Annotated in this window: 13 protein-coding genes; 7 read left to right on the top strand and 6 right to left on the bottom strand. The window is 62.8% G+C overall.

Annotated elements, in window-relative coordinates; translation table 11 throughout:
- Positions 1-88: 88 nt before the first annotated feature.
- Positions 89-3,451 (bottom strand): hybrid sensor histidine kinase/response regulator, encoded by a 3,363-nt coding sequence (locus tag JEQ47_RS11225; protein ID WP_198876484.1) that lies wholly within the window; start codon positions 3,449-3,451, stop codon positions 89-91.
- A gap of 212 nt (positions 3,452-3,663) precedes the next feature.
- Between JEQ47_RS11225 and JEQ47_RS11220 the strand changes: the two genes are divergently transcribed.
- The 5 genes from JEQ47_RS11220 (at position 3,664) to JEQ47_RS11200 (ending at position 9,023) form a co-directional block, all read left to right on the top strand.
- On the top strand, positions 3,664-5,328 hold the full coding sequence (locus JEQ47_RS11220) for an ABC transporter substrate-binding protein (RefSeq protein WP_198876483.1): 1,665 nt from the start codon (positions 3,664-3,666) through the stop codon (positions 5,326-5,328).
- 70 nt (positions 5,329-5,398) lie between these two features.
- Positions 5,399-6,376, top strand: a complete 978-nt coding sequence (locus JEQ47_RS11215) for an ABC transporter permease (protein ID WP_198876482.1) — start codon at positions 5,399-5,401, stop codon at positions 6,374-6,376.
- Positions 6,377-6,379: 3 nt separating this feature from the next.
- Positions 6,380-7,288 (top strand): ABC transporter permease, encoded by a 909-nt coding sequence (locus tag JEQ47_RS11210; RefSeq protein WP_198876481.1) that lies wholly within the window; start codon positions 6,380-6,382, stop codon positions 7,286-7,288.
- Complete coding sequence (locus JEQ47_RS11205; RefSeq protein ID WP_210337982.1) at positions 7,285-8,094, top strand: ABC transporter ATP-binding protein; 810 nt, start codon at positions 7,285-7,287, stop codon at positions 8,092-8,094. The genes JEQ47_RS11210 and JEQ47_RS11205 overlap by 4 nt, the downstream gene beginning before the upstream one ends.
- Positions 8,091-9,023, top strand: coding sequence for an ABC transporter ATP-binding protein (locus JEQ47_RS11200; protein WP_198876480.1), 933 nt, complete (start codon positions 8,091-8,093; stop codon positions 9,021-9,023). The genes JEQ47_RS11205 and JEQ47_RS11200 overlap by 4 nt, the downstream gene beginning before the upstream one ends.
- Before the next feature lie 6 nt (positions 9,024-9,029).
- On the opposite strand, the gene JEQ47_RS11195 is transcribed toward JEQ47_RS11200, so the two are convergent.
- The 4 genes from JEQ47_RS11195 to dctP form a co-directional block, all read right to left on the bottom strand.
- On the bottom strand, positions 9,030-9,458 hold the full coding sequence (locus tag JEQ47_RS11195) for a type II 3-dehydroquinate dehydratase (protein WP_198876479.1): 429 nt from the start codon (positions 9,456-9,458) through the stop codon (positions 9,030-9,032).
- The gene (locus JEQ47_RS11190; RefSeq protein ID WP_198876478.1) at positions 9,455-10,771 is read right to left on the bottom strand and encodes a TRAP transporter large permease; all 1,317 of its coding nucleotides are present in this window, start codon (positions 10,769-10,771) and stop codon (positions 9,455-9,457) included. Before JEQ47_RS11190 ends, JEQ47_RS11195 begins: the two co-directional genes overlap by 4 nt.
- The gene (locus tag JEQ47_RS11185) at positions 10,768-11,286 is read right to left on the bottom strand and encodes a TRAP transporter small permease (RefSeq protein ID WP_198876477.1); all 519 of its coding nucleotides are present in this window, start codon (positions 11,284-11,286) and stop codon (positions 10,768-10,770) included. Before JEQ47_RS11185 ends, JEQ47_RS11190 begins: the two co-directional genes overlap by 4 nt.
- A gap of 89 nt (positions 11,287-11,375) precedes the next feature.
- The gene (dctP, locus tag JEQ47_RS11180; protein WP_198876476.1) at positions 11,376-12,356 is read right to left on the bottom strand and encodes a TRAP transporter substrate-binding protein DctP; all 981 of its coding nucleotides are present in this window, start codon (positions 12,354-12,356) and stop codon (positions 11,376-11,378) included.
- A gap of 270 nt (positions 12,357-12,626) precedes the next feature.
- Between dctP and JEQ47_RS11175 the strand changes: the two genes are divergently transcribed.
- Positions 12,627-13,298: a GntR family transcriptional regulator gene (locus tag JEQ47_RS11175; protein ID WP_198876475.1), complete on the top strand. Its 672-nt coding sequence runs from the start codon at positions 12,627-12,629 to the stop codon at positions 13,296-13,298.
- Here JEQ47_RS11175 and JEQ47_RS11170 read toward each other — a convergent pair.
- On the bottom strand, positions 13,295-14,140 hold the full coding sequence (locus JEQ47_RS11170; protein WP_328768979.1) for a shikimate dehydrogenase: 846 nt from the start codon (positions 14,138-14,140) through the stop codon (positions 13,295-13,297). The two genes, JEQ47_RS11175 and JEQ47_RS11170, sit on opposite strands and share 4 nt — an antisense overlap.
- 216 nt (positions 14,141-14,356) lie before the next feature.
- Here JEQ47_RS11170 and JEQ47_RS11165 point away from each other — a divergent pair, with 216 nt between their 5' ends.
- Positions 14,357-15,040 carry a TetR/AcrR family transcriptional regulator gene (locus JEQ47_RS11165; protein ID WP_198876474.1) on the top strand — a complete coding sequence of 228 codons (684 nt, stop codon included), beginning with the start codon at positions 14,357-14,359 and terminating at the stop codon, positions 15,038-15,040.
- Positions 15,041-15,042: the final 2 nt, after the last annotated feature.

Here is a 15,042-nt window from a genome sequence, read left to right as displayed (position 1 = left end):
CCTTTGGGTAGTCCTGCTCTTCTATCCAAAGCAATACCGCCCCGACGCCAGGAAGTTCCAGCGCCGGGAGCACAGAATTTGTCGGCGTCTAGTCGCTGACTGTCAGTGCAGTCTCCTCGGGCTGGCTGCGCGCCTTGCGGATCAGGCGCTTGAGCAGCTCGAGCGCCTCGCGGAGCTGATCGGCATCGGCGCTGTCCTTGACCGACCGCAGGACGAACTCGGCTGTGTTGACCACGTCGCGCCAGCGCGGCTGGGCGGGAAGGGTTTCCACGAGCAGGTATTTGTCCAGCGTGCGCGCCTGCAGCGACGAACGGTCGAGGTTGACTCGCCAGATGCCGCTCTTTTCGGCCAGGTCAAACTTGGAGTCTCCGGTCTCCTGCCGCCACAGCCGCAGGCTTTCCACCATGACGGCAACCAGCGTCTCCCGATACAGTGCGGGCTGAAAGGCCACGGCTTCGACGGCAGAGGCCGCTGGCGCGGGCCTCCCGATGGTGGGGCCGACGGTGTCCAGCACGTCGCGGATTGACCGGCTGACATGGGCCGCGTCACTGCGCGCGGAGGCGGTGTCGCGATCAACAATCAGTGCAAGGCCGCCGCCGGCCTGGGGCTCAAGCTCGAAACCACTGATCAACACAGGACCTGTGGCAGCGCCTTCGAGGCGAATGTCGGTGACGTTGGCCTCGCCCGAAGACGCAATATCGTCGCGGATCGAACCCAAGAGGTCGGCGGGCAGCACATCGTCAAGCTTGGTGTCTCCCGCGAGGAGGCGCGCACCGAGCAGGTGGACAGCGGCGTGGTTGGCATAACTGATGCGTCCGGCCTCGGTGGCACAGATCACCCCGGCAGACACCGTGTCCAAGAGGCGTGACATGCGCTGCTGTGAAAGCCGGAGCGCGTCTTCGACCCGCACACGGCGCTCGATTTCTTCCCGCAATTCGGCATTTTCTCGGGCCTGGGCCTGCGCCTTCGAGGCCGCCAGGAGAGAGGCAATGCGGGCCAGCAGCTCGTCCTTTACGAAAGGCTTGCAGACATAGTCGTTGGCCCCGCTCTCGAAGCCGGCGAGGAGATCGCGCGTGCGACTGCGGGCCGTGAGCATGATGATGGGCAAGTCGTAGAGTGTGTGGCGCTCGCGCAGCTTTCGCGCAACGTCGAGGCCACTCATGCCAGGCATCATCACGTCCAGAATGACAAGGTCGGGCTTGCTTCGGCAGACGGCATCAATGGCCTCGTGACCGTTGCGCGCGGTTTCAAGATCGTATCCGAGCGGCAGCAGCACGTTGCGTAGGACCTGCAGATTGACCGGCTCGTCGTCGACCAGCAGCAGCCGGGTGCCGTGGCTCGTGGTGGCCGCGGCGGTGGCCACCGGCTCGGCAAGTGTTATCGCATGAGTGACCGCATCGGAGAGCAGTTCCATGGAAGCGAGCTCGGCCCCGATCTCCGCGACGGGCAGGACCAGCCGGAACACGGATCCTGAGCCAAGCTCGCTGCTGGCCGAAAGGCGGCCGGTCATGGCATGGGCGAGCTGGCGAGCAATGGTCAGACCCAGCCCCGACCCCTCCACCTCATCGCCACTGGCACGTTCCAGCGGCTGGAAAACACGTTCCAGGTTATCCGGCGAAATGCCGGCGCCGGTATCACGAACCGCGATCTCGATTTCGCTGCCATGCTTGCGGGCGCTGATCCAAATCGTGCCATTGCCGGCATATTTGATGGCGTTGCCGACCAGATTGTAAAGGATCTGCTCGAGCCGCACCGGATCGGCGAGAAGATAGGGCAGATCGTCGTCGAGCTGGACCTTGATGGCAATGGATTCGCCCCAGACCATGGTCTGGGCCACTGAAAGCACGTTGCGAATGCTGGTGGGGAGATGGACGGCGTGAATGTCGAGCCGCATGCGACCCTGGCGGATGCGGTAGAGATCGAGCAGGTCATCGACGAGCCGCGAGAGCCGCCGGGCGGAATAGGTGATGATTTCCATCTGTCCGCGCTGCACCGGCGACAGCTCGCCTGCCGCCCCGGCCGCCAGCGTGCCGGAAATGCCGATAATGCCGTTGAGTGGAGTTCGCAATTCGTGGCTGGTATTGGCCACGAATGCGTCCTTTTGGCGGTCGGCTTCCTCGAGCTCGGTGTTCTTCTCGGCAATGATGGCGACTTGCTGCTCGAGCTCGGCATTCTTCTGGCGGATCAGCGCGAGCTGTTCGAGAACGGAGTTGCGCATCCGCTCGAAGCTCTGGGTCAGGCGGGAGAGTTCGACCGGGCCGGCAATGGCGGGCACCTGCATTTCGAGCTTGCCAGCGGCAATGGACTCGGCGGCGTCGGCCAGAGTGCCGAGTGAGGAGGAGATGCTGCGCGACAGCAGCAACGCAGTCCAGAAAATGACCGGCAGGCTCAACCCTGCCAGCAGAAGCACGAAACGGGTGAGCGACTCGATCTTGGCAAAGGCCTGGCGGGTCGGCACCTCGGCAGTCAGGTGCCAGGCGGAATTTCCGAAAGGCACGGCAGCCCAGGCCGCCAGAGCGGGTTCGCCACCCAGACCGGGCACATGCGACGCACCTGTCTGCGAAGCCGGGCTGCGCGGCGACCTGCCCTGCTCGCCCGTTGCCCAAGCGCCATCGGGCGGACCAGAGACCAGCGTGCCGTCGGCACTGGTCAAATATAGCTGGCCGGCGGCCCGGTTGCCGAATTGGCCCTGCACCACGGCATCCACTGCCTGGGCGGGAAGGCGGAACAGCGCCACGCCCCGCGGTCGCCCATGCAGTTCGACCAATATTCCGACATAGGCCGAAAAACTGTCGCTCACCGGATCGAGCGAGAAATCCTCCAGCGCGATGCCGTTCACCCCTGCCCCGTCGACCAGCGTGCGGGTCAGCCGGGCCAGCGGCGTGTGGTCGATGAAGGCACTGCCCAGATCGGAGCCCAGGTAGCCATCCTTGACCGCGGAATAGACGATCCGCCCGTCGAGACTGACGAGGTAGAGATTGTCGAATTCGGAGGTGCGGAGAAAAGCGAGGTAATCCTCGTGGAAGCGGTTATGCGCATTGGCATAGTCGAGGGCCTCGCGCAGCAGGGGGCCGCCCATCTGGCCTGCCGGGGCGCCGTCGGCGCTGCTGGCGAAAATATCCTGCAGCACCTGACGAGCCGCTTCGGGCCGCTGATCGATCATGCGGAAGCCGTAGGAGAAGCCATAAAAATCGCCGATCGAATATCGCACCGTGCTGGTCTTGGTGAGCGTTTCGGCCTGGCTCACGGAGAAAGCGAGGTATTGCTCAATCTCGGCCTGCTTGGCATCCCGAGAGAAACGCAATTGGGCGAGCGTTTCTTCCTCGAGGCTGGACGTCTGGGTGGTGATCAGCGCGAGAACGGTCAGCGACAGGGGCAGCGCCATCACTGCGACGAAAATGACGAAGAGCCGGCCCCGGAAATTGGACGGCCATAAGCGTGTGAACGCCATACATACCCCCTGCCCTCGGATGCCGCCGATAATACCACTTCAAGGCCAGTCAGCGTGCTGGGCTTGGAGTTTGACGGTTTTTTCCGTCATTTTGTCGGTTTTGGCGGCATGACTGCTAGACCATTCTAGTGCCACTTTCATACCAATCGCAACAGATGCGATGCATCCGGAGCGCAAGCCTGGATGAGAGGGAACGTTTTGGGAGAAACACAATGAGCTTGAAGAAGTGCGCTCTGGCGCTGCTTGCCGGCACGAGTGCGATGTCCGGCGCCTTGGTCCATGGCCAGGAAGAAGCCGTGCTGACGGCGGTGCCGCAGCAGCTGACCGCCTGGGTCGAAAACTACAATCCGATGAATGCCACCACCGTCCTGCCCACCGTGCAGGACTTCCTCTACGAGCCGCTGGTGATCTTCAACGCCCTCAAGGGCGGCGAGGCCAGCTATCGTCTGGCTTCCGAATATGCCTATTCGGACGACCAGCTCGAGCTGACCTTCACTATGCGCCCCGGCGTGACCTGGTCGGACGGTACGCCGTTGACCGCGCATGACGTGGCCTTCACCTTCAACATGGTCAAGGAGCATCCGGCTCTCGACTTGCGCGCCGTGTGGCCGGGCCTCGAAAGCGTCGAGGCTATCGACGACAGCCAGGTGGTGTTCAAGTACAAGGACGTCAATGCTGGCCTGATCTACCAGATCGTCCAGACCTATGTGGTTCCCAAGCATGTCTGGGAAGGCGTCGAGGATCCGGTGACCTTCACCAACCCGAACCCTGTTGGTTCTGGTCCGCTGACCGAAATCCGCCGCTTCACGCCGCAGGAATACATCCAGTGCCGCAACCCGAACTACTGGGATGCCGCCGAGCTGGAAGTGGACTGCATGCGCATGCCGCAGGTCGCCAACAACGACCAGGTCCTGACCATGGCCTCCAACGGCGAACTCGACTGGTTCGGCTCGTTTATTCCCGATATCGAGCGCACCTATCTCGCCGGTGACCCGGACCATCGCGGCTACTGGTTCCCGGCCGGCTCGCCAGTCTATTTCTCGCTCAACATGGAAAGCGACGAACCGGGCCTCAACGAAGCCTTCAATGACGTCGATTTCCGCCGCGCCTTCTCGATGGCCATGGATCGACAGGCCATGGTGGACATTGCCGGCTACGGCTACCCCACCGCCAACGAGTATGCCTCGGGCCTCGGCCAGGCCTATGACGTGTGGAACAATGCCGAAGCGGAAGCCGAATTCGGCCAGTTCGCCCGGTTCGACATCGAGGCCGCCAAGACGCTGCTGAGCGATGCCGGCTATGTCGACACCAATGGCGACGGCTTCGTGGAAAGCCCTGGTGGCAACGAGATCGCTTTCGAGATCATCGTCCCCAACGGCTGGACCGACTGGGTCAACACCGTGCAGCTCGCCGTGGAAGGCCTAGCTGAAATCGGCATCAATGCCAGCATGGCTACTCCCGAGAGCCCGGCCTGGACCGACGCGCTGATGTCGGGCAACTACGAAGCAGCGATCAACTCCGTTACCACGGGCGTCAGCCCGCACTTCTTCCTCGACCTGTCGCTGCACTCGCGCCATGTCGGGCAGAACCGCTTCGCTTCGTCGCGCTACTCCAATGCCGAGCTCGATGCGGCGCTGGACAAGTTCAACGCCACGACCGACGAAGCCACCCAGCGCGAGACGATGAGCGAAATCCTCGCGCTGATCGCTGCCGACATGCCGCTGATCAACGTGTTCAACAACCCGCTCTGGTATGAATACAACACCAGCCGCTTCACCGGCTTCTACAATGCCGACAAGCCCGAAGCCCGCCCGGTCGTCTATGCCGGCGTGCCCGAGCGGCTGCTGCACCTGCTTGCCCTCTCCCCGGTGGAATAACCCACCGTAAAGGGGCGGCGCGGTCACCCGACCGCGCCGCCTTGTCTATTTTCTCAGGGAGGGGAGCGCGATGAGTTTCGTCATTCGCCGAATAGCCTTTTATCTGGTGGCCTTTGTCGTTGCGGCCACGATCAATTTCATCCTGCCCAGGCTCATGCCGGGCAATCCGATCGACGTGCTGTTCGCCCAGCAGGCGACCACCCTGCCCGCCGAGGCGCGACAGGCACTGATCGAAACCTTCGGCTTTGCGTCCGGCCCCCTGCACCTGCAGTTCCTGGACTATATGAAGTCGGTCTTTACCGGCGACCTCGGCTATTCCATCCGCTTCTATCCGCAGACGGTGAACCAGGTGCTGGCCTATGCCTTCCCCTGGACGCTGCTGCTGGCGGGCACCGCCACGCTCCTCGCCTTCTGCGTCGGCTCGATCATCGGCACTTACGCCGCCTGGCGCCGCGGCGGGCTGCTCGATGCGGTCGCCACCCCGACCTCCCTGGCGCTACAGGCTACGCCGGCCGTGGTGATCGCGCTCACGGCGCTGTTCATCTTCGGCGTGGCGCTGCGTTGGCTGCCCACGGGCTATGCATTCAATCCTTCACTCGATCCGGGCTGGACCTGGGCGTTCATCTCCAGCGTCTTCATCCACGGCCTGATGCCGGTGTTTTCGCTGATGATCGTCTTCGTCGGCGGGTATCTCGTCACCATGCGCAATAACATGATCGGCCAGTTGGGTGAGGATCATGTGACCATGGGCCTTGCCAAGGGTCTCACCGACAAGCGCGTGCAGTTCAACTACGCCGCCCGCAATGCGCTTCTCCCCTCCGTCACTTCGTTGGGGCTGACGCTCGGCGCGATCCTTGGCGGCTCACTCGTCACCGAGGTGGTGTTCAACTATCCGGGCCTCGGTCAGACGCTCTATCTCGGCATCGTGACGCGCGACTATCCGCTGATCCAGGGGCAGTTGCTGATCATGACCTTCGCCACCCTGCTGGCGAACCTGGCTGTCGACCTGCTCTACGTCTTCCTTGATCCCCGTCTGCGGAGGGCCTGATCCATGTTCGAGACCCTCAAAGTCTTCCTGCGCAATCGCAAGGCCCTGATCGGCCTCATTATCGTGCTGCTCTATGTCGCGGTAGCCGTTTTCGGCCCTCTTATCCTCAATCTCGACCCGATGCAGCGCGTCGGCCGCCCGCACCAGGGGCCGAGCCCGGAGGAATGGTTCGGCACCACACGGATGGGCCGCGACGTGTTCGCCCAGGTGATCTATGGCACGCGCACATCCCTGGCCGTGGGCTTCTTTGCCGGTACGATCATCGTGCTGATCGGCACGTGCCTCGGCATTGCCGCGGGCTATTTCGGTGGCTGGATCGACGAAGTCATCACCTTCTTCACCAATGTGGTGCTGGTCATTCCCCAACTGCCGCTGCTGCTGGTGATCGCTGCGTTCATGGGCCAGACGAGCCCGGTGGTCATCGCCATCATCATCGGGCTGACTTCATGGGCCTGGGGCGCCCGCGTCACCCGCTCGCAGACGCTCACCTTGCGGAACCGCGAGTATATTCTGGCTTCCGAGCTGATCGGCGAACGGCCGACCAGGATGATCTTCGTCGAGCTGCTGCCTAACCTGCTCTCGATCATCGGCTTCAACTTCATCGGCTCGGTGACCTACACGATCATCACCCAGGCAACGCTGGAATTTCTCGGCCTCGGCAATCCGATGTCGGTGTCGTGGGGCACGATGCTCTACCACGCACAAAATACCTCGGCGATCACCATTGGCGCCTGGTGGGAAGTGCTGGTGCCGGCACTGGCAGTCGCCGGGATCGGTGTGGGCCTGTCGCTGCTCAATTTCGGCGTCGACGAAATCTCCAACCCGCGCCTGCGCACGCTTGGCACCGTCGCCGCCGCCGTACGCGCGCAGAAGAAGCTCGACCAGCAGCGCCTGGCGGAGACCAACGCATGACCAGCACCATTCAAAAGCCCCTGGTCGAGGTGCGCGGCCTCAAGGTGGATTTCCTCACCGCCAAGGGGCTCTTCACCGCCGTCAAAGGCGTCGATTTCACCATCGATCGCGGGGAGGTGCTGGGGCTCGCTGGTGAGTCCGGCTCGGGCAAGAGCACGATCGCCCTGGCGCTGATGCGGCTTCACCGGCCTCCCGCCATTATTTCAGAAGGCAGTATCACCGTGGATGGCGAGGACGTTCTCGCCATGCCCGAGAGCAGGCTGCGACAGTGGCGGTGGTCGAGCGTTTCGATGGTGTTTCAGAGCGCCATGAATTCGCTCAACCCGGTGCTGACGATCTTCGAGCAGTTCCGCGACGTCATCGTCCAGCATACCGGGAAGACAAGGCAGCAGGCCCGCGAGCGGGCGGAGGAACTGCTGACCATGATCGGCATCGCTCCCAGCCGGCTCGACGACTATCCGCACCAGCTTTCGGGCGGGATGCGGCAGCGCGTGGTGCTGGCCATCGCCCTGGCGCTCGATCCCAAGCTGATCATCATGGACGAGCCGACGACGGCGCTGGACGTGGTGGTGCAGCGCGAAATCCTCGAGGAGATCGTGGCGCTCAAGGACAAGTTCGGCTTTGCCATCCTGTTCATCACGCATGACCTGGCGTTGATGGGTCAATTCGCCGACCGCATCGCCATCATGCTCGAAGGCCGGCTGGTGGAAGTGGCGCCGTCGGCGCAGCTCATCGCCAATCCACAACACGATTATACCAGGCGGCTTTGGGGCTCCATGCCGCTGCTGACGCGGGTGCCGGCATGACACAGTCCAACGTATTGCTGCGTATCGAGGGGGCGACGAAGTCCTTTCACCTCAAGCCCATGTTCGGGGCGGCGCATGAAGTGGTGGCGCTCAACAACATCACCATCGGCATCGAAGCCGGCAAGGCTTTGGCCGTGGTGGGGGAGAGCGGCTCGGGCAAGTCGACGCTCGGGCGCGCGGTGACCCGGCTTTTTCCGCTCACCTCGGGCACCATACGCTTCAAGGGCAAGGATATTGCCGAACTCACCTCTCGCGCGGAGAAACTCAGCTATCTGCGCAGCGTGCAGATGGTGTTTCAGGATCCGTTCTCGGCGCTCAATCCGGCGCACACGATCCAGCACCATCTCGAGCGGCCATTGATGCTGCACCGCAGCCTGCACGGGGCGGCGTTGGTGGCGGCCGTGCGCGAGGTGCTGGCGGATGTGGAGCTCGACCCCGAGGTGACGCTGCACAAATATCCGCATGAACTGTCCGGCGGACAGCGCCAGCGAGTCAACCTGGCACGGGCCCTGGCGGTGGGCGCCGAACTGATCATCGCCGACGAGCCGACGTCGATGCTCGACGTCTCGATCCGCCGTTCAGTGCTCGACCTCATGCGCCGGATGAAGGAGACGCGATCCATCGCCTTCCTCTACATCACCCACGACATCGCCACGGCGCAGTTCATCGCCGACGACATCGCCATCATGTATGCGGGCCAGGTCGTGGAGTGGGGCAAGCCGGAGCGCGTCATCGGCAATCCGCAGCACCCCTATACCAAGCTGCTGCTGTCGGCCGTTCCCGACCCGAACGTCAGGCTCGATGGTGGTGGTAGCAAGGCCTTTGCCAGGGAAGCGGAGGCCGTGCGCGCCATCTGCCGCACTGCATCGGGCTCAGTGCTGGAAACCGAGCCCGGCCACTTCGTCCGCCAGGTGGGATCGGTCGCGTGAGCGTCCCTACCCCACCATCTCCAACAGGGCGCGGACGGCCGTAGGATAGCCGCGGGCGCCGAGGCCCGCGATCACCGCATCGGCGCGCATGGAGACATAGGAGCGGTGGTAGATCTGCTCGCGCTTGTGGATGTTGGAGATATGCAGCTCGATGACGGGCGCCTCCACCATCTTGAGAGCGTCGAGCAGAGCCAGCGAGGTGAAGGTGAAGGCGGCGGGGTTGATGACCACCCCGGCAGCCTCGTCGATGGCTTCGTGCACCCAGTTGATGAGCGCTTCCTCGCTATTGGTCTGGCGGAAGACAACGGGGACTTCCCCCGCCGCCGCCCGGCAACTTTCCTCTACCTCGGCCAGCGTGGTCGTGCCGTAAATATGCGGCTCGCGCTTGCCCAAGCGATTGAGGTTGGGGCCGTTGAGAACGTAGATCGGCTTCACAGCACCCCGCCTCCCGGCACATAGCCGAACTGCTTGGGCAACCACAGCACTGTCTCGGGCACGAAAGTGAAGAGGATCAGCGCGCCGATCAGCACCCAGAGGAAGGGCATGACATCGCCGATGATTGCCCGCATGGGCGAACCCGATATACGCGTCATGATGAAGAGCAACAGTCCATAGGGCGGCGTAATGAGCCCCAGCATGATGTTGACCACGGCGACGACGCCGAAATGCACCATGTCGATGCCGAGCGCTTGCGCCGTCGGCACCAGCACCGGAACAATCACCAGCAGGATGGTCGTGCCTTCGAGCACACAACCGAGGACCAGCAGGATGATGTTGACGATGATGAGGAAGGCGACCGGGCTCAGATCCCAGGAGATCAGCAGCGCGCTGATGGTGCGCGGAATGTTCTCGATGGTGACGACATAGTTGAACACCAAAGCGCCGGCGATCAGCATGCCGATCGAGGCCGTCGTCTTGGCGCTGGTCAGCACCGACGCGTAGAGGTCTGGCGCCTTGACGGCACGGTAGATGAACACCGAAACCAGCAGGGCATAGGCCGCAGCCACGGCTGCCGCTTCGGTCGGCGTGGTGATGCCGCCATAGATGCCATACATGAGCACGATGGGCATGAAGAGGACCGGGAGGGCTTCCCAGGTCATACGTGGGAGCTTGCGCAGCGGCACCGGCTCTTCCACCGGGAAGTTCTTGAGCCGCGCCGTGATGGCGATGAGCACCATCATGAAACCGGCCATAAGCAGACCCGGCACGACGCCCCCCAGGAACAGGTAGCCGATGGAGGTGTCGGCGACCAGCGCATAGAGCACCATCGGAATGGAGGGCGGGATGATCGGCCCGATGACGGCGGTGACGGCGGTGAGCGCCGCGGCATAGGACGGGGTATACTTGCCGTTCTGGGTCATCATGTGCTGCATCATCTTGCCCGAGCCGGCGGCATCGGCGACGGCCGAGCCGGACATGCCGGCAAAGACGATGGACTGCAGCACATTGACCTGCGCCAGGCCTCCGCGGAAGCGGCCGACCAGCGCATCGCACCATTTGAGTAGGCGATCGGACAAGGTGCCCGAGTTCATGATTTCCGCGGCGAGGATGAAGAGCGGCACGGCGAGCATGATGTAGTTGGAATACATGCCGTTGAGAAACTGCTCGGCGACGATGCCCGGGTCCTGCCCGCGCATGAGCAGGTAAAGGATCGATCCGCAGATCATCGAAAGGCCCATGGGCAGGCCGAGAAAGGCCAGAACCGTGATCAGCCCAAGCGCCAGGCCGAAAGCCAGAGAAATTGTCATACGCCCGAACTCACCTTGGAGTGGTCGAACTCGTCGGCGTCCTTGCCCCAAACCGCCTGCCAGGCGAGGTAGAGCTGGCGCACGATCATAGCGACCGCGAAAATGCCGTAGATGGAATAGAGGTAGTCGAAGCGGATCTTGAGATAGGCCGTCCGTTCCACCTTCATGAAGAGGATGTAGTCGATCACCGCGGGCAGCGAGATCGAGAACAGCACCACCAGTGTCAGGCTGCTGACCAAGACCATGATGCGCCGAACCGATGGCCGCGCAGCGCCATAGAGAATGTCGAAGCGGATTTCTTCGCTGTCCCGCACCACGAAGGCGGTTCCGAACAGCACCATCCAGACCCACATCACCACGCTGATTTCATGCGTCCAGCCTATGGGCAGGTTGAGCAGGTAGCGGAAGACGATCTGGACGATGAAGACCACGAACATGGTGGCCAGCATGGCGGCAAGCAGGTTTTCGGCGCGGGCATGCAGCCAGGCGCCAACACCAGCGAGAGAGGATTTCATCGGGGGCTCCGCATTTTGTCGGTCGGGGAACCGAAAATGCATTGAAAGTGGCAGCGGCACCATCAGCGCCGCTGCCCATCGGAGGAGTCTTAGAGACCGTTGATTGTGTCGACGGCGCCTTCCGGCCAGTCCTTGGCCAGCTCGCTGTCGAGGTAGACCTGCTGGGCATGGGTGCGGAATGCTTCCTGATCGGGCTCGTAGACATCGAGGCCGGCGCTCTTGAAGCGCTCGACGAGCTCAGCTTCGCGCTTCAGATGCTCTTCCTGGCTGAAGTCGATAGCCACGGTCGCGGCGGCTTCGAAAGCCTCCTGCTGTTCCGGCGTCATGGCGTCCCAGGCAGTGTTGCTGATCACCAGCAGGTCGAAGCCGACGAGGTGCGAGGTCAGGACGATCTGGTCCATCACTTCGTAGAACTTCATGTTCTCGACGTTCGGCAGCGGGTTGTCCTGGCCGTCGATCGCGCCGGTCTGGAGACCGGTATAGACCTCGGCATAGGCCATCGGGGTCGGGTTTGCGCCGAGCGAGGTGCCCAGGAACTGCCAGGCGTCGCCGCCGGGCATGCGCAGCTTCACACCAGCCAGATCGGCCGGGGTGTTGATCTTCTTGTCGCCACGCAGACCGATCTGGCGGGCGCCGAAATAGGTCGGTCCGAGAATGTGGATGCCGAGCTGGTCGGACGCCATCTGCTTGAACTCTTCGCCCAACTCGCTGTCGAAGAAAGTGCGCAGGTGAGCCGCATCGCGGAACAGGTAGGCCGAGGTCAGCAGCGACCAGGCCGGAATCTGATTGGAAATGTCCTGGGGAGCAATATTGCCCATTTCCAGGTTACCGCGCTGCAGGGCCACGAGCTCAGTGCCCTGCTTGAACAGGTTGCCGCCGAGATAGGTTTCGATCGTGGCCGTATCCACAACCTGCGAGGCCAACAGGTTCATCATCTCGGCGCGGATGTCCTGCTCGGTGAACACCGCGGAGAAGCGCAGCACGGGCTTATCCTGCGCCATGGCCGGGAAGGCCGCTGCCAGCAGCAGGCCACCCACCATAAGGGCGCGACGCGAAAGCGAAATGGTCATTAGTTTCCTCCCTGGAATGCCCTTTGCATTCCGTCATTGTTGCGCATTCGCGCCGAAACTGCAGTCGGTCCGGCCGATGCTCTCCTTGGGTTCTACCCCTGCCCGGACCACTACGATCCGGCGCCGACAACCTCCCGTCGCCAGCCCGTAGTCACTTTGTACGAAACAGTTCGTTCATGTCAACGGTAAGCTTCAGCCGTGGTTTGGTGCGCTTTCCATTTCTCACAGGATTTGATAATTATCAGATAAACCGAGTTTTGCCATATAAAAATGATCGACAGTAGCGAAGCTGCCCCAACTATCGGGGAAACCACATACCACCGCCTGCGCGAGGACATTATCGCCTGCCGGCTGTCGCCCGGGCATAAGTTGCGCCTTGAAGCCCTGCGCGAACGCTATGATGTGGGCGTGAGTACACTGCGCGAGATCCTCAACCGGCTGGCCAGCGAATCGCTTGTCGTCGCGGAGGGGCAGAAGGGTTTTGCTGTCGCTCCGGCGACACGGCAGGACCTGCAGGAAATCGCCGACCTCCGGCTTTTGCTCGAAAGCCATGCGCTGGGCCTGTCGCTCGCTCATGGCGACTTGGAATGGGAGGGACGTGTCGTCGCGGCCCACCACAAGCTGGCGGCAACCGAAAAGAAGCTGCTGGCGGGCCAGGAGCGGCACACGGTCAACTGGGTGCGCTACGACTTCGCCTTCCACAATGCGCTGATCTCGGCCTGTGGATCGCAGGTGCTGCTGGACCTGCATGCGGCGATCTTCGACCGGTTCCTGCGCTACCACATGCTGGCCGCGAGCTTTCGCGGCGCAGGTGTGGTGGGCGATCACAAGGCCCTGTTCGAGATGGCGCTAGCCCGTAATGTGGACGGCGCACAGGCCATGCTGGCAAGCCACGTCAACAGCGGCGTCGCGCATGTGCTGTCGACTGGCAAGCTGGCCTAGGCGAATTCGGCGAATGTCCTGCCCATTTCGGCACTGTCCGGATCGATGCCGGTGAACAGGCGGAAGGCGCGAACAGCCTGGTAGATGGCCATGCCGCCCCCCGGCAGCGTGCGACACCCGAGTTTGGCCGCCCGGCGCAGCAATTCGGTTTCGCGCGGGAAATAGATGAGGTCGGCCACCCATTGGCGGCGACGGAGCAAATCGGGATCGAAGGGCAATCCGGGAAGCTTTTCCATGCCGACCGGCGTGGCGTTGACCACACCGGCAGCGAGGCCGATGACCTCGGGCAGTTGCGCCGGCACAAGCGCTTGGGTGCGCGCATCCGTGGTGCGGGCAATGTGCGCGGCCAGGTGCTGCGCGCGGACCGGGTCGGCGTCGACGATGTCGATGGCCATGGCGCCGAGCTGTACCAGAGCATGGGCGATGGCGGCACCCGCGCCCCCCGCACCGACCTGCACGACATGATCGATCTGCACCGCGCCCAGGCCGGTGCGGACGCTTTGGGCAAAGCCCCAGCTATCGGTATTGTGGCCGACACAGGCGCCGTCGCGCAGCACGACGGTGTTCACCGCACCGATGACATCGGCCTCGGGCGAGAGATCGTCGAGCAGCGGGACGATGGCCTGCTTGAAGGGGTACGTGACGTTGAGACCCCAATAGCCGCGGGTGCGCGCGCCAGCCAACATGGCTTCGAGATCGTCGTCCTCGAGGCCAAGGCGGTCGAAATCGATCAGGTCGTAGCGATAGGCAAGGCCGTGTCGGCGCCCTTCGGTCTCGTGCATGATCGGGGTCAGCGACGAACCGATGCCGCGGCCGAAAAGGCCGATGCGGATCGTGTCCACGCCGCCACGATCGAAATCCGGGCGTTCGGCATCCACGACCGCAAAGGCCTTGCGCACGCGATCGGACTGATTCACCAGACTGCTCCCCGGACGGCGGCGTCCGCCCTTGTTTTAGCCCACGTCTCGCCATTACAAGAACGTGAGGCGATTTGCTCCACAATGTACGAACTGGTTAGTTCGGTCAATTGCGGAGGTGTTGGAAAGGGTTTTTCCCCGATGGCGGAGACGGGATCAGCGGTGAAGCGGGCCGGACGCAAAGCGTCGACGCGCCAGCAGGACCCCGAGGGGACAAAGCAGAACATCATCGAGGTGGCGAGCCAGGAATTCGCCCTCAATGGACTCTCCGGCGCCCGCATCGACGAGATCGCCGCCAAGACGCGCTCGAGCAAGCGCATGATCTACTACTATTTCGGGGACAAGGAAGGGCTCTATCTCAGCGCCCTCGAAAGCGCCTATGCCACGGTGCGCGAGGGCGAAGCCGAACTCGACATTGCCGGCCTCTCGCCCGTGGATGGGCTCAAACGCCTCGTCGAATTCACCTTTGAACACCATCACCAGCATGAGGATTTTATCCGCATGGTGATGATCGAGAATATCCACCATGGACAATATCTCGAACGCTCCAGCGTGGTGCGCGACCTCAACGTGACCGCCATCGCCAAGATCCGCGACCTCTATGAGCGCGGCCTCAAAGTCGGGCTGTTCCGCGATGGTCTCGATCCGCTGGAAATCCACTGGCAGATCAGTGCACTGTGCTTCTTCAACGTCTCCAACCGCGCCACCTTTTCGCAGCTTTTTGCCCGCGACTTCGGCGCTGCGGATATGCAGGCACGCCTGAAGCAGAACACCGTGGACATGGTGCTGCGCTTCGTGGCCAAAGCCGAGGCGATCAAGGCCTAGCC

This window comes from Devosia sediminis, from assembly GCF_016411825.1.
In the GTDB taxonomy this organism is placed as follows: domain Bacteria; phylum Pseudomonadota; class Alphaproteobacteria; order Rhizobiales; family Devosiaceae; genus Devosia; species Devosia sediminis.
The sequence above is the reverse complement of the archived record's forward strand: the minus strand, read 5'-3'. Positions and strand labels throughout refer to the sequence as shown.

Coding starts and splice junctions, on each gene's coding strand:
- JEQ47_RS11190 (WP_198876478.1), bottom strand. CDS start 10,771: ATGACAATTTCTCTGGCTTTCGGCCTGGCGCTTGGGCTGATCACGGTT.
- JEQ47_RS11210 (WP_198876481.1), top strand. CDS start 6,380: ATGTTCGAGACCCTCAAAGTCTTCCTGCGCAATCGCAAGGCCCTGATC.
- JEQ47_RS11225 (WP_198876484.1), bottom strand. CDS start 3,451: ATGGCGTTCACACGCTTATGGCCGTCCAATTTCCGGGGCCGGCTCTTC.
- JEQ47_RS11165 (WP_198876474.1), top strand. CDS start 14,357: ATGGCGGAGACGGGATCAGCGGTGAAGCGGGCCGGACGCAAAGCGTCG.
- JEQ47_RS11220 (WP_198876483.1), top strand. CDS start 3,664: ATGAGCTTGAAGAAGTGCGCTCTGGCGCTGCTTGCCGGCACGAGTGCG.
- dctP (WP_198876476.1), bottom strand. CDS start 12,356: ATGACCATTTCGCTTTCGCGTCGCGCCCTTATGGTGGGTGGCCTGCTG.
- JEQ47_RS11205 (WP_210337982.1), top strand. CDS start 7,285: ATGACCAGCACCATTCAAAAGCCCCTGGTCGAGGTGCGCGGCCTCAAG.
- JEQ47_RS11200 (WP_198876480.1), top strand. CDS start 8,091: ATGACACAGTCCAACGTATTGCTGCGTATCGAGGGGGCGACGAAGTCC.
- JEQ47_RS11175 (WP_198876475.1), top strand. CDS start 12,627: ATGATCGACAGTAGCGAAGCTGCCCCAACTATCGGGGAAACCACATAC.
- JEQ47_RS11185 (WP_198876477.1), bottom strand. CDS start 11,286: ATGAAATCCTCTCTCGCTGGTGTTGGCGCCTGGCTGCATGCCCGCGCC.
- JEQ47_RS11215 (WP_198876482.1), top strand. CDS start 5,399: ATGAGTTTCGTCATTCGCCGAATAGCCTTTTATCTGGTGGCCTTTGTC.